This window comes from Brevibacterium picturae (assembly GCF_900105045.1).
Classification (GTDB): domain Bacteria; phylum Actinomycetota; class Actinomycetes; order Actinomycetales; family Brevibacteriaceae; genus Brevibacterium; species Brevibacterium picturae.
On the sequence record NZ_LT629739.1, the window covers coordinates 1,949,277 to 1,962,521 of the forward strand.

Genomic DNA, 13,245 nt, shown 5'->3' on the forward strand with positions numbered 1-13,245 from the left:
AAACCTACCGTTACGGTAGGGTTGAGGGCCAATCGAGGAGTGTGAAAGTGGCAGCAACCATCCACATCGGCGAGGTCGCCGACCGCACCGGACTATCGCTGCGGACTCTGCGTCACTACGACGAGATCGGTTTGGCGTCGCCGAGCGACCGGACGTCCGGCGGCTTCCGGCTCTACACGGAGACAGATGTCGAACACCTGCTCCTGGTGCGTCGGATGAAGCCCCTGGGCTTCTCATTGGAGCAGATGGGTGAGGTGCTGGCGGCGGCGGATGTGCTCGCCGGTGATCCCGATGACGCCGGAGCGCGGGCAACTCTGAATTCGTTCCTCACAGATGCACAGCAGCGCCGCGAGAAGCTCGACCGCCAGCTCTCAGCCGCAGATGAGCTGATTATGCGCCTGCGCAAGGTCTGACTCTCCGGACACGAAACAGCCCTCCACCTTGGCCCCGAAGGGTCCCGGTGAAGGGCTGTTGTCCGCTGTGCGCGAGGGGGGACTTGAACCCCCACGACCTTGCGATCACTGGCACCTGAAGCCAGCGCGTCTACCAATTCCGCCACTCGCGCGAACAAGAGAAAACTCTAGCATCGCAACCGGCAATCATAAAACCGAGACGATCGGAAACGCCCGAAACGTGTCGACGTTCACATTCCTTGTCTTCACTGCCGCCCACTTTCGTGACTCGCCACTCATTTCCCATGACATCAGTGCTCGTGAGAGGCTCATGGAGTACTCAGCCCTCCTGCCTAAGCTGGACGACTGCCGGGAATCCGAACAGACCTCGGCCCCGAAATGCCCAGTGACGTGAGTTGAGAGCTTCACCGCGTTAGGATTGGGTGTTGGTGTCTCCGTCTCGGTGTCCTTTTCCGGGGCCGGATGCACCGAGACAGACCCGCTCGGACACACAGTCCGGGCTGGTGGCGAACGGTTCGTCACGCGCACGACACCTGGATGAGGAGGTGCCATGGGGATTCTCGATCGTTTCGAGAAGGGATTGGAGAATGTCGTCAACGGCGCCTTCGCCAAAGCGTTCCGCTCACAGGTGGAACCGGTCGAACTGGCCGGCTCTCTGCGACGCGAAGCCGATAACAAGGCCGCAGTGGTCTCGCGCGGACGAACACTGACCGCCAACCACTACAGCATCGAGCTCTCTCCCACGGACTTCGACCGTCTCTCGGGCCTCGAGAACGAACTCCGCTCCGACCTGCGACAGGTCATCGGCGATCACGCGGTCGAGCAGGCCTACAGCTTCGTCGGTCCCGTCTCCGTCGAATTCGTCGAAGCCGACGACCTCGACACCGGGATGTACCGTGTCGTCTCCAGCACTCAACGACCCGATGGATCTCCCGCAGCCCAACCCGCCAACCGCGTCGGCTACGATCCGGTCTCGCGTTCACACAACATCGTGGGCGAAGGACAGGCGAACTCCGGATCCCGTCCGGTTCCTCCCAGACGCACTCCCGAACCGGCAGCCGCGAGCAGACCGCCGTCGGCTCCGGTGCGACAGGCGACTCCAGCCCGAGCCCGTACGATCGCCGCGAGCGTGATCATCCACGGACAGACCTACGACCTGCGTCAGGGCACGAACGTCTTCGGCCGTTCCTCGTCCAGCTCCGACTACGTCATCGACGACCCCGGCGTCTCCCGTCGGCACTTCGAGATCACCGTCGAACGCGATCATGCGGTCGCGGGCGACCTCGGATCGACCAACGGAACCCTTCTGCGCGGACGCAAGCTCACCTCGGCGAACCTCTCCGACGGTGACGTCCTTATGGCCGGAGACGCAGAAGTCCGCTACCACCAGATCGAGCAGGATGCCCAGTGAGCGAGTTCACCGTCACCGTCTTCCGGTTCGCCTTCTTCATCATCCTCTGGCTCTTCGTTTTCGGCGTCGCCGGAGTGCTGCGCCGCGACATCTTCGGCCCCAAGAAAGGGCCCCGGAAATCCCGCCGAGGCGGCAAGGCCTCCCGTAACGCGGCTCCGACGCCGGCACCGAGCAGACCGACGCCAGCACCGGCGCCCGCTCCAGCACGGCCACAGGCTCATCCGGGCTCCGTCCGGGTCACCGCCGGGCCCTTGGCCGGAACGTTGGTCACTCTCTCCGGGGCACCCGTGACCTTCGGGCGCGCGCCGGACAACACGATCGTCATCAGCGATGACTTCGCCTCCAGCCACCATGCGCGAATCGTGGCCGCCAACGGCTCCTGGGTCCTCGAGGACCTCGGGTCGACGAACGGCACGATCGTCGACGGCTCGCCCATGCATTCGCCGATCAGCCTGCGGATCGGCACCCAGATCACCATCGGCCATACGACGCTGGAGACCCAATCGTGACGACCGAAGGTACGATCACCCTCCGCTCAGCAGCCCGGTCTCACACCGGGCTGGTGCGTAAGAACAACCAGGATTCCGGCTATGCGGGTCCGAATTTCTTGCTCATCGCTGACGGAATGGGCGGTCACGCAGGCGGTGACGTCGCCTCGGCGATCACGGTCTCCCGCCTGGCCGACCTCGATCGTGAACCCAGCGGCGAGGACGCTCTGGAGATCCTGCGCACCTCGATCCTCGAGGCCAACGACCGCATCTGCCGCGGTGTCGCCGAACAGCCCGAACTCGCCGGCATGGGCACGACCGTCACCGCCCTGCTGCGGGCTCCGGGCAATCGCTTCGCCCTAGCCCACATCGGCGACTCCCGCGGCTACGTGCTGCGCGACGGCGAACTGCAGACCGTCACCCACGATCACACCTTCGTCCAGATGCTCGTCGACGAAGGCCGCATCACCCCTGATGAGGCGGAGACCCACCCACAGCGGTCGGTCGTCATGAAGGTCCTCGGCGACGTCGGCGCCTCCCCCGATCTCGACCTCACCCTCCGCGAAGCCCACGTCGGCGATCGCTGGATGCTCTGCTCGGACGGGCTGACCGGCTTCGCCGACGTCGACGACATCGCACGCCTCCTCACCGACGTCTCCGACCCCGATGAGTGCTGCCGCCAACTCATCGACCTGGCCCTGGCCGGGGGCGGTGCCGACAACGTCACCGTCGTCATCGGCGACGTGCTCGAGGGCACCGTCGACACCGTGCAGGGCAACTCGGTCGGCTCCGTCCACGTCAACCCCCAGTACGCGGCGATCGGCACGAACACCGACGCTGAGGAGGCCCCCGCCGAGACACAGCCCCATTACGGTGACGGTGACCTCCCCACCGACACCGTGCCCCTGCAGGCGGTGTCCGACTCCGACAAGCAGGAGCCCACCGCCGAGGTGATCCCACCCTCACAGCGCACGGCCACGGAGACATCCGACAGGGACCAACCCACAGAGGAGGATGACCTCGACGCTGACGACGACGAGGTCGAAAAACGGTCCTACCTGGGGTGGATCATCGCCGCCATCGTCATCATCGCGATCGCCGTGGGCGGAATCTTCGCCTACAACTACATGAACAACCACTACTACCTGACGAACCTCGACGGGAAAGTCACCCTCTACCGAGGCCTCGACACGACTCTGGGGCCCATCGAACTCAGCCAGCTCGAGGACACCACCGACATCGAAGTCGGCACCCTCAACAGCTTCTCGCAGGACCGTCTGCGCAGCTCCATCCAGGCCGATTCCCGTGACGAAGCCGATCGCATCATCGAGAACCTGCGCCAGGAAGCCGAGCGGTCGGGCGGAGTCTCGGGCAATGTCCAGGACGCCACGAGTCCCAGCGATCCCGCGCCATCGCCGCCGAGCTCTCGAACAGTCGATCCCAGTGATGCCATCACTGAGGAGTCTCAGTGATGTCCGAGAACCCCAATCAAGCCGCGCGGCCACGGCCTTATCGCTTGGCTGAACTCGGCCTGCTCATCCTCGCCATCGCCGTGGCCACCAGCGCCTATGCCCTCGTAGGACTCGGCGTCGAGGACACGATCCCCGCCAATGTCTACCAGTACGCGGCATGGTTGGCCGCACTCGGCCTCATCATCCACGTCGTCGTGTGGTGGAAGGCCAAATACGCCGACCCCGTCCTCGTCCCGATCGCGGTCCTGCTCAACGGCCTGGGCCTGGCGATGATCTACCGGGTCGACCTCGGCCGGGACGAGTACCAGAACAGCGGAGTGTCACAGCTGATCTGGATGACGCTGGGCGTGGCCCTGGCCGTGGGCATCATCATCTTCCTGGGCGACCACAGGTGGCTGCGCCGCTACACCTTCGTCTCCGGGTTCGCTGCGCTCATCTTCCTCCTCCTCCCACTGATTCCGGGCCTCGGCAGGACGGTCAACGGTGCGCGCATCTGGATCGGCGTCGGTTCGATGTCCTTCCAGCCCGGTGAGATCGCGAAGATCCTGCTGGCCATCTTCTTCGCCGGCTACCTCGTGTCCTACCGTGACCAATTGGTCCTGGCCGGGCCGAAGATCCTCGGCATCCGGTTCCCGCGTCTGCGTGACTTCGGACCCATCGTCATCGCCTGGGTGGCCAGCGTCGGCATCCTCGTCTTCGAGAAGGACCTGGGCACCTCGTTGCTGTTCTTCGGCCTGTTCGTGGCTATGCTCTACGTTGCGACCAGCAAGGTCTCCTGGATCATCCTCGGCCTCGGCTTCTTCGCCGCCGGCGCCGTCGCCGCGACCTTTCTCTTCTCCCACGTCCAGCAGCGTGTCTCCGGTTGGCTCAATGCGCTCACCGCCGAGGAATACAACAAATCCCCTGGTGGTTCGTACCAGCTGGTCCAGGGCCTGTTCGGCATGTCCAACGGTGGGCTGACCGGGACCGGGCTCGGCGAGGGCCGACCCAATATGGTCCCCTACGCAGAATCCGACTTCATCTATGCCAGCCTCGGCGAGGAACTGGGCATGGCGGGACTCTTCGTCATCCTGCTCTGCTACCTGTTCATCTTCCAGCGCGGCATCAAGACTGCCCAGCAGCTGCGCGACGGCTTCGGCACACTGCTGGCCACCGGGCTGAGCTTCACGATCGCCCTGCAGGTCTTCGTCGTCGTCGGCGGCGTCACCCGCCTCATCCCACTCACGGGTCTGACCACGCCGTTCCTGGCCCAGGGCGGGTCCTCACTGATCGCGAACTGGATGATCATCGCCCTGCTCCTGCGCATCTCCGACAATGCGAGGCGACCGGTAGAAGAGTTCCACACCGGTGTCCTCAAGATCACGGAGGACCCGGACGAGCGCACCGCCTCGGCGCGGGAAGCCGGGAACCACAACGACACGAAACGTGGTGTCGAGGGCTCAGACGAAGCGCCGACGACCAACCTCGGCGCGGCCGATCTCGATTCCACCGGGCCCGATGAGGCCCCCACAACCAATCTGGGCACGACCGGAGGTGAACGATGAAGAAGTCACTGACACACATCTCCGTCGTCGGGTTCGTCATGTTCGCGCTTCTGTTCGGCTCCACCAGCTGGGTGCAGTTCGTCACCGCCGACTCCTTGAACAACAACCCGCTCAACAACCGTCGCATCCTCGACCAGCTGGCGCGTGATCGCGGGCCGATCCTCGTAGACGGTGAGAAGATCGCGTACTCCGAACCCGTCGACGACAAGTACAAGTACCAGCGCAAATACGGTTCGGAGGGGCTCAACCCCCGCGCCTATGCCTCGATGACCGGGTACTACTCCATCGTCTCGGGGGCCTCCGGCTTGGAGCGGGCGACCGGGGACTACCTCTCCGGCGACTCCGATGCCCTGTTCTACGACAAGGTCGGCAGCCTCTTCACCGGCGAGCAGCCGCGCGGAGCGGCCGTGGAGCTCACGATCGACCCGGAGGTCCAGCAGGCCGCGTGGGACGGTTTGGGCAATCAGAACGGTGCTGCCGTCGCGATCGATCCGAAGACCGGCAAGGTCCTCGCCATGGCCTCGACGCCGGGCTGGGATCCCAATCCCATCGCCAGCCACGACGCGGGCGAGGCTCAGGCTGCCTTCGAGAAGCTCAACAATGCCGAAGACAATCCGGCCTACAACCGGGCCATCGGCGGCAACCTCTACCCGCCTGGCTCGACGTTCAAGGTCCTCGTGGCCGCGGCCGCCCTGGAGTCCGGCGACTACCAGCCCGACTCGACCCTGAACGGTCCGGCGGAGCTCGACCTGCCGCAGACGACGTCGACGATCAGCAATTCCCATCCGGGTGCCTGCCGCAACGGCGGAAACCCCTCCCTGGCGGATTCGCTGGCCGAATCCTGCAACACCTCCTTCGCCTCGCTGGGCATGGACCTGGGTGAGGATGCGATTCAGGAACAGGCGCAGAAATTCGGGTTCGGCCAGGAGATGGAGATTCCGCTCAAGGTCAGCCCGTCCTCGTTCCCCGAGGATCTCAACCCGCCCCAGCTGGCGCAGTCCTCGCTGGGTCAGTACGAGGTCCGGTCCACGCCGATGCAGATGGCGATGATGACGGCGGGGATCGCGAACGGCGGAAAGATGATGAAGCCGCAGCTCGTCGATCGGGTCCTCAATGCGAACACGCTTGAGCCCATCAAGGAGAACCGTCCGCAAGAGAAGTCGCGCCCCGTCTCGGGCAAGACCGCCGACCAGCTGACCACGATGATGGAAGGCGTGGTCGAGGACGGGACTGCCTCGGTGGCCAAGATGGACGGTACGAAGGTCGCCGCGAAGACCGGCACCGCACAGCATGGCCCGGGTGCGGCTCCGCACGCCTGGTTCATTTCATTCGCCCCGGCCGATGATCCGAAGGTCGCAGTTGCGGTCGTCGTGGAGAACGGCGGAAACGCGGGCAACGAAGCTTATGGAGCGACGGTCGCAGGACCGATCGCCAAGAACATGATGGAAGCGGTGGTCGAAAAATGAGACCCGTCGAAGGCACCCTGTTGGGAAACCGATACAAGCTCACCTCTCGCATCGCCGTCGGCGGCATGGGTGAGGTCTGGAAGGGCGAGGACTCCGTGCTCGGCCGTGAAGTCGCGGCCAAGATCCTCAAGGACGAGTACCTCTCCGACTCTACCTTCCTCGCCCGGTTCCGTGCCGAGGCGCAGAACATGGGTCGCGTCTCCGATCCCGGGATCGCCGGCGTCTTCGACTACGGCGACGAAGAGGGCTCTCCCTATCTCGTCATGGAGTACGTCCCCGGTGAGGCGCTGTCGGCGATCATCGAACGCAGCGCACCCCTGTCCGAGGCGGATACGCTGAGCATCGTCTCCCAGTCCGCGCAGGCGCTGGGGGCGGCGCACAAGGCCGGGGTCATCCACCGTGACGTCAAACCCGGCAACATCCTCATGACCCCCGACTTCCGGGTCAAGATCACGGACTTCGGCATCGCCCGCGTCACGGATCAGGCTCCTCTGACGAAGACCGGGCAGGTCATGGGCACCGCCCAGTACCTGGCGCCCGAGCAGGCCACCGGCAAGGGCTCGGGACCCGGCTCCGATCTCTATGCCTTGGGTATCATCGCCTATGAGGCACTGGCGGGGCAGCGCCCGTTCACCGGGGACTCGCAGGTCGCGATCGCCATCGCCCAGGTCAACCAGCAGCATCCGCCGCTGCCGGACACGGTCTCTGAACCGCTGCGCCGCCTCGTCGACTGCCTGCTCGAGAAGAAGCCCGACCGCAGGCCTTCGGATGCCGTGGCTGTGTCTCGAGCGGCCGATGCGCTGTCCGCCGGCGATGTGGCCGGTGCCGAAGAGATCCTGCCGCAGATGCGTTTGGGCAATGCCGCCTCCGAGGCGCTGACCCAGGTCTTCAACAATCCCGAACCCGTGCCGACGACCAAGGCGATGCCCGTCACGGCGTCGAACGACGAGACTCGTGTCTACCCGGGGGCCGCAGCCGCAGGTGTGGCCGGTGCCGGAGCGGCCGGTGCCGCGGGTGCCGCCGACGGCAGCGAGCTGGATGCGGAGAATGCGGAGGACAAGGATCTCGACGAGAAGCAGTCGAAGAAGGGCCGCGCCCTCATCTGGATCTTAGCGATCATCGCACTCATCGCCGTCGGCTCTCTGCTGTGGTTCTTCCTCGGCGGAGGCAGCGGCGAACCCGAACCGTCACCGACCTCCAGCCAGGCCACGACCTCAGAGACGGCGCAGACGGTTGAGATCGATAAGAACGACTACATCGGACTCACCGAATCCTCCGCGGTTCAGAACCTTGAGCAGCAGGGTCTCGAGGCCGATACCCGCAACATCGAGTCCTCCCGCGCTGCGGGCACGGTCGCCGATGTGGGCGAAGGCGACAATGGCTACACCTTCGAAGAGGGCGACACGGTCACGCTCTACATCTCCACGGGCCCGGCCGAAGAGCCGGTGGAAACCGAGGAGCCGGAGCCCTCCAACACTCCGTCTCCGTCAGAGACCAGCGGTGACAACGGGGCGAGCACCGACGACGGCAACGAGAGTTCGTCGAGCGATGAAAACAGCAATTCGAACGACACCGGAACTGCGGATGCCGACAACGGTTCGGGCAGCGATTCCGGCGATACCTCGTCCAGCGATCCAGGCAGCGACTCCAGCTCGAACAGCGATCCGAACGGCTCAGACCAGGACAGCGGTTCGAACTCGAACAGCGACTCCACCTCGAACAGCTCCTCGAACAGCGGAAGCGATACCGCGTCGGACTCCGACGGCGGTGGAGATAACCCAACCGGCGGCGGCAGCGATCCGGGTGCAGGCGAGAACTTGGACGAGGGGATCTTTGGCTGACATCATGCGCTGAGAAGACGAGTAATCTACTTGACATGCGGAGTACTTTCCCACGACGTGGGTGAACCAAGCGGAGGACCAGAATGAATGAACCCAAGGTGCTGTCGGGGCGGTACGAAGTTCGTGCGCTCCTCGGCCGTGGGGGCATGGCAGAAGTCCATGAGGGCGTCGACAACCGATTGGGTCGTCGCGTTGCGATCAAGCTTCTGCGGTCCGATCTCGCTCGTGATCCCTCGTTCCACACCCGCCTCAAGCGCGAGGCTCAATCCGCGGCAGGGCTGAACCATCCGGGCATCGTCGCCGTCTACGACTCGGGTGAAGAGGACTTCGTCGAGACCGGTGGCTCCACCGTCTCCGTGCCCTTCATCGTCATGGAATACGTCGAGGGCCAGACCCTGCGCGAGGTGCTCAACGAACACGGCACCCTGACCATCGATGAGGCACTCAACGTCGTCGCCGGTGTGCTCGCTCCGCTCGAGTACTCTCACCGCAACGGCATCGTCCACCGCGACATCAAGCCCGCCAACGTCATGCTCACCCCCGAGGGCGATATCAAGGTCATGGACTTCGGCATCGCGCGGGCGCTCAAGGACAACAGCGGTCTGACGCAGACGCAGTCGGTCGTGGGCACCGCCCAGTACCTGTCCCCCGAACAGGCCCGCGGTGAGGTCGTCGACGCTCGTTCCGACCTGTACTCGACCGCCTGCCTGCTCTACGAACTCCTCGTCGGCAGACCTCCGTTCGTCGGCGATTCGCAGTTGGCCGTCGCATATCAGCATGTGGGTGAGACGCCGCAGCCGCCGAGCTTCTACAATTCCAACGTTCCCCCCGAGGTCGACCGGCTCCTCATGCACGCTCTGCTCAAGGATCGCGATGAGCGCTACCAAGATGCCTACATCTTCCGCGAGGACGTCCTCGCGGCCCGTGACGCTCGACCCCTGAGCTTCGACGAGGACGCGGATCGCACTCAGGCGTTCCCGATGGCCGGGGCCATGATGGGTCCCCCGCAGTACGCCCAGGATCCCGAGGTGGACCCCGAAACGGGTGCCGTATCGACGATCATGGCCAAGCAGGACGAAGCACCGCCGCCGAGGCGGTCGCGCGCCTGGATCTGGATCGGCAGCATCTTCGTACTCTTGGCTCTGGCCGCCATCGCACTGTGGGTCTACGAGATCAACAAACCACCGGACATCATCCAGGTCGAGGTCACGGACGTGGCCAACATGGACGCCAACGAGGCGGAATCCGCCCTCATCCAACAGGGCTTAAGAGTCGACCGAGATGAGGCGTACAGCGACGACGTCGACGAGGGCAAAGCCATCAAGACCGACCCTGCCGGCGGTCAACGGGTGGAGCAGGACAGCGTCGTCAAGCTGATCATCTCCTCCGGCCCCGAGAGCGTCAAGGTACCTGATGTCTCCGGTAAAGCAGAGGAGGACGCCCGCAAGATCCTCAATGACGGCAAGCTCCAGGCGGGCACGCACATCTCCCAGAACTCTCCGGACGTGGAAAAGGGCGTCGTCATCGAGACGAAGCCGGGCAGCGGCTCCGAGGTTGATGTGGACTCGAACGTCGACCTCGTCGTGTCCTCGGGAATGGTCGAAGTCCCCGACGTGACAGGCAAAACCGCGAAGGAAGCCTGCAAGATCCTCGAAGGCGACGACTACCAGCTCAAGTGCAAGACCGAAGAGGTCGAGACTGCCGATGAGGAAGCGAAGAAGGTCTTCGAACAGTCATCGGCCGGCGGCAGCGACGTCAAACAGCGCTCGGAGATCACCATCATGGTGGCCAAGAAGCCGCCGGAGCCCTCCCCGTCCATCCCGTCGGTGCCAGGAGGAATACCCACCTCACCGAGTGATGACGGCGGCAGCGACGACAACGGCAATGCCAACGGCAACGGCGGCAACGGCGGCAACGGCGGCAACGGCGGTAATAACGGAAACAACGGAAATAACAACGGCCGGGACGACGACAACGCCATCGGCGGCGGAGACAGCTGGTTCAACGGCTACTCCGACGCCAGCTGAGTCACCAGCTCAGTCACCAACTGAGCCACGAGCGGAGCCGGGAACCGGTCAACGGCGCCCTCATGGCAGAGTGAGTCCTCAGGACAGGGTGAAGAACAAGTCCGTGCGCAGGTCTGCCGGGTCCATGTCGGGGTTCGGCTCGGTCACGTAGACCTCGAAGTACGGCAGGCCCGGGTGGTGGCCGGCGTCGACGGCCTCGTTCAGGAACGCTGCCCATGCCTCTGCCAGGCCGTCGTAGCCGCCGAGGTGGGACCGAGCCGCGATCGATCCTCCTGGCAGCTGAGACGGGATCGCAATGAGGCCCTCGCCCAGAGGCAGAGCCCGCGTCAGCCCTGATGTGAGCGGCAGGCCAATCTCCAAGTCGACAGTGACGCTGGGCGGGCGCGTGTACAACGCGAACGCGGGAGCCGCGATCTCCTTCTCCGCCTCGGCCAGGGCCGGGAACAGCCCCGAGAATGTCCTGTCGAAGAGTGCGGGAAGATCCTCCATCGACACGTTCCTGGCCTCCACGACGGCCGTGGGTATCTGGGAGGCTTCGAGCACGGTGAGCTCGGTGAATGGTTCGGTCCGGATGAAACTCGACTCTGACATCAGTGGTCCTCTCGGTTCCGCCTGCCCGCCCACAGCCGCCTCGGCGGGATTTCGGGGTGCCTCGTCGGTGCTTCGCGGGCCTGGATCGCTTAGTGTGTCACGATCCTAATATGTGAGAGGGTCCTGTCGGAAGGGCCTAAGCCGAGGAGCCGGCCGGGACGGACTTCGCCGCGATCGCCGAGGCCATCGGAGACATCGTCGCAGCCTGCGAGGCGGCGCCTTCGATTCCGCAGACCTCGAGCCAATTGCCCAGCATCAGGTAGCCGCATTCGGTGAGCACCGACTCCGGGTGGAACTGGACTCCGAACAACGGCTGCTCACGATGTTCGATCGCCATGACGACACCGTCCTCGGTGCGGGCCGTGACGATGAACTTCTCGCCGTCGATGGTCTCGTCGACGATCGCCAGCGAGTGGTAGCGGGTCACGGTCAGAGGGTTCTTACAGCCGAAGAAGATGCCCTGGCTGTCATGGGTGATGACCGAGGTCTTGCCGTGCATGAGCACCGGCGAATGGGTCACCGTGGCGCCGAAGACCTCGCCGAGAGCCTGATGGCCCAGGCAGACGCCGAACACCGGGGTTCCGGACGTCTCAGCCCAGGAGATGAGATCCGGGCACACTCCCGACTCAGCCGGCACACCCGGACCTGGGGACAGGAGGACACCGTCGAAGTCGGCCGCCAGGGCCACGACAGCCTCGGCGGACATATCGTCATTGCGGATGACCTGCGTCTGCGCTCCGAGCTCACGGACGTAGGACACGAGCGTGTAGACGAAGCTGTCGTAGTTGTCGACGACGAGGATCTTTGTCATTGGCCACCGTTTCCATCAGTCACAGTTGCGTTGTTGAAGGGCATGTAAGGGGCGACGACCGGGAAGACGTACTGCATGAGCAGCAGCACCACGGCCGCGATGAGGATGAGGGCGAAGATGAGTTTGACGAACCAATTGCCGGGAAGCAGTCGCCAGATCAGACCATACATTCTCAGGCACCACCATTCTTGCTGACCTTGTCGTAGGCTTTCGAATCCTTGATGGACTCCGGTGCACCGTCTGCGGCCGGGGTCCATTCGGTGAGCTCGGCGTAGGCGATGTAGCGCTCCCTGGCCGAGAACATCGGATTGCAGGCCGTCATCGTGAGAATCCGGTCCTTGCCCTTGAATTCGGGTTCGTTGGGGACCGGCGCGAGAACCTCGACGGCATCGGGGAGGATGATGTCGAAGTTGCGGAACGTGTACGTGTAGAAGCCGTCCTTGGTCTGGACGATGATCTCATCACCAGGGCGCAGCTGCGCGATCTGGTTGAACGGCTTTCCATAGGTGACGCGGTGGCCGGCGACCGAGAAGTTGCCCACCTCGCCGGGCATCGCCGAGTTCGGGTACCGGCCCACGCCCATCCGGTTGAGGACGGGTTCGAGATCGACGCCCTCGGCGACCGTGCGATAGTAGTCGTCGCCGAAGCGCGGAATGTAGAAGATGCCGAACGCGTTGTTCTTCTCCACCGGATCCGCCACGACCGGTTCCTCCGGGTCGGCGGGAAGCTCGTTGGGGTCCTGGTTCGACCAGTCTTCGGCCAGCTTGTCGGCGAGCTGCTCGTTGTCGCGGTTGGCTTCGATGTCTGTCCACCACAATTGCCAGACCACGAACAGGATGAGGACCATCCCGGCCGTGATGCAGAGTTCGCCGAAGGTGCGGATGGTGCCGCGAACGGGACCCAGCGGTTCACGTTCCGGCTTCTGCCTGCGACGATTTGTGCGACGACCTCCATCGCGCTGTCCGCCGTTGTCGGCAGCGGCCGCACTCGCATGGGCGCCGAGGCGGGGGTCCGCTTCGCTGTTGACCGTCGGCAGTCTCTGGGTGGAGTCCTGGTGGACGGGTGGGGCATCGGAGTACACGGCCGTCGGGGCACCGTTTGCGGCGGCGGCTTCGGCTTCACGGCGTCGAAGTTCACGGCGGCTGGGAAGTGGCTGATCGGATGCTGTGCTCATGGGCTCA

General features: G+C 64.5%; 12 protein-coding genes and 1 tRNA gene. 8 read left to right on the forward strand and 5 right to left on the reverse strand.

The annotated features are described in order from the left end of the window. The first annotated feature begins 47 nt into the window (after nt 1-47). Entirely contained in the window at nt 48-413 is a 366-nt protein-coding gene (locus BLT92_RS09140) for a MerR family transcriptional regulator (protein ID WP_407922879.1), read from the forward strand. 68 nt (nt 414-481) lie between these two features. Here BLT92_RS09140 and BLT92_RS09145 read toward each other — a convergent pair. Then, nucleotides 482-565, reverse strand: a tRNA-Leu gene (locus BLT92_RS09145). A gap of 398 nt (nt 566-963) precedes the next feature. Here BLT92_RS09145 and BLT92_RS09150 point away from each other — a divergent pair. From BLT92_RS09150 to pknB, 7 genes are all read left to right on the forward strand, one after another. Further along, the gene (locus BLT92_RS09150) at nt 964-1,824 is read left to right on the forward strand and encodes an FHA domain-containing protein (RefSeq protein WP_092105041.1); all 861 of its coding nucleotides are present in this window, start codon (nt 964-966) and stop codon (nt 1,822-1,824) included. After that, nucleotides 1,821-2,333: an FHA domain-containing protein FhaB/FipA gene (locus BLT92_RS09155; RefSeq protein ID WP_092105042.1), complete on the forward strand. Its 513-nt coding sequence runs from the start codon at nt 1,821-1,823 to the stop codon at nt 2,331-2,333. Before BLT92_RS09150 ends, BLT92_RS09155 begins: the two co-directional genes overlap by 4 nt. Beyond that, nucleotides 2,330-3,784, forward strand: a complete 1,455-nt coding sequence (locus tag BLT92_RS09160; protein WP_092105044.1) for a PP2C family protein-serine/threonine phosphatase — start codon at nt 2,330-2,332, stop codon at nt 3,782-3,784. Before BLT92_RS09155 ends, BLT92_RS09160 begins: the two co-directional genes overlap by 4 nt. Then, the gene (locus tag BLT92_RS09165; RefSeq protein WP_092105045.1) at nt 3,784-5,328 is read left to right on the forward strand and encodes an FtsW/RodA/SpoVE family cell cycle protein; all 1,545 of its coding nucleotides are present in this window, start codon (nt 3,784-3,786) and stop codon (nt 5,326-5,328) included. The genes BLT92_RS09160 and BLT92_RS09165 overlap by 1 nt, the downstream gene beginning before the upstream one ends. Further along, on the forward strand, nt 5,325-6,794 hold the full coding sequence (locus BLT92_RS09170) for a peptidoglycan D,D-transpeptidase FtsI family protein (protein WP_092105047.1): 1,470 nt from the start codon (nt 5,325-5,327) through the stop codon (nt 6,792-6,794). The genes BLT92_RS09165 and BLT92_RS09170 overlap by 4 nt, the downstream gene beginning before the upstream one ends. Beyond that, nucleotides 6,791-8,635 carry a protein kinase domain-containing protein gene (locus tag BLT92_RS09175; RefSeq protein ID WP_092105048.1) on the forward strand — a complete coding sequence of 615 codons (1,845 nt, stop codon included), beginning with the start codon at nt 6,791-6,793 and terminating at the stop codon, nt 8,633-8,635. Before BLT92_RS09170 ends, BLT92_RS09175 begins: the two co-directional genes overlap by 4 nt. Nucleotides 8,636-8,718: 83 nt before the next feature. Then, a complete protein-coding gene (gene pknB, locus BLT92_RS09180) occupies nt 8,719-10,662 on the forward strand; it encodes a Stk1 family PASTA domain-containing Ser/Thr kinase (protein ID WP_092105050.1) in 1,944 nt (647 codons plus the stop codon). A 78-nt stretch (nt 10,663-10,740) separates the two neighbouring features. On the opposite strand, the gene BLT92_RS09185 is transcribed toward pknB, so the two are convergent. From BLT92_RS09185 to BLT92_RS09200, 4 genes are all read right to left on the reverse strand, one after another. After that, nucleotides 10,741-11,253 (reverse strand): GyrI-like domain-containing protein, encoded by a 513-nt coding sequence (locus BLT92_RS09185; RefSeq protein ID WP_092105052.1) that lies wholly within the window; start codon nt 11,251-11,253, stop codon nt 10,741-10,743. 136 nt (nt 11,254-11,389) lie between these two features. Then, complete coding sequence (locus BLT92_RS09190) at nt 11,390-12,064, reverse strand: anthranilate synthase component II (protein WP_092105054.1); 675 nt, start codon at nt 12,062-12,064, stop codon at nt 11,390-11,392. Continuing rightward, entirely contained in the window at nt 12,061-12,234 is a 174-nt protein-coding gene (locus tag BLT92_RS20610; RefSeq protein ID WP_092105056.1) for a hypothetical protein, read from the reverse strand. Before BLT92_RS20610 ends, BLT92_RS09190 begins: the two co-directional genes overlap by 4 nt. 2 nt (nt 12,235-12,236) lie before the next feature. After that, nucleotides 12,237-13,238, reverse strand: a complete 1,002-nt coding sequence (locus BLT92_RS09200) for a class E sortase (protein WP_092105058.1) — start codon at nt 13,236-13,238, stop codon at nt 12,237-12,239. Between the last annotated feature and the right edge of the window lie 7 nt (nt 13,239-13,245).

Excerpts from the sequence above, each read along its gene's own strand:
- BLT92_RS09175 (WP_092105048.1), top strand. The coding sequence starts at position 6,791 with ATGAGACCCGTCGAAGGCACCCTGTTGGGAAACCGATACAAGCTCACC.
- BLT92_RS09170 (WP_092105047.1), top strand. The coding sequence starts at position 5,325 with ATGAAGAAGTCACTGACACACATCTCCGTCGTCGGGTTCGTCATGTTC.
- BLT92_RS09190 (WP_092105054.1), bottom strand. The coding sequence starts at position 12,064 with ATGACAAAGATCCTCGTCGTCGACAACTACGACAGCTTCGTCTACACG.
- BLT92_RS20610 (WP_092105056.1), bottom strand. The coding sequence starts at position 12,234 with ATGTATGGTCTGATCTGGCGACTGCTTCCCGGCAATTGGTTCGTCAAA.
- BLT92_RS09200 (WP_092105058.1), bottom strand. The coding sequence starts at position 13,238 with ATGAGCACAGCATCCGATCAGCCACTTCCCAGCCGCCGTGAACTTCGA.
- pknB (WP_092105050.1), top strand. The coding sequence starts at position 8,719 with ATGAATGAACCCAAGGTGCTGTCGGGGCGGTACGAAGTTCGTGCGCTC.
- BLT92_RS09150 (WP_092105041.1), top strand. The coding sequence starts at position 964 with ATGGGGATTCTCGATCGTTTCGAGAAGGGATTGGAGAATGTCGTCAAC.
- BLT92_RS09165 (WP_092105045.1), top strand. The coding sequence starts at position 3,784 with ATGTCCGAGAACCCCAATCAAGCCGCGCGGCCACGGCCTTATCGCTTG.
- BLT92_RS09185 (WP_092105052.1), bottom strand. The coding sequence starts at position 11,253 with ATGTCAGAGTCGAGTTTCATCCGGACCGAACCATTCACCGAGCTCACC.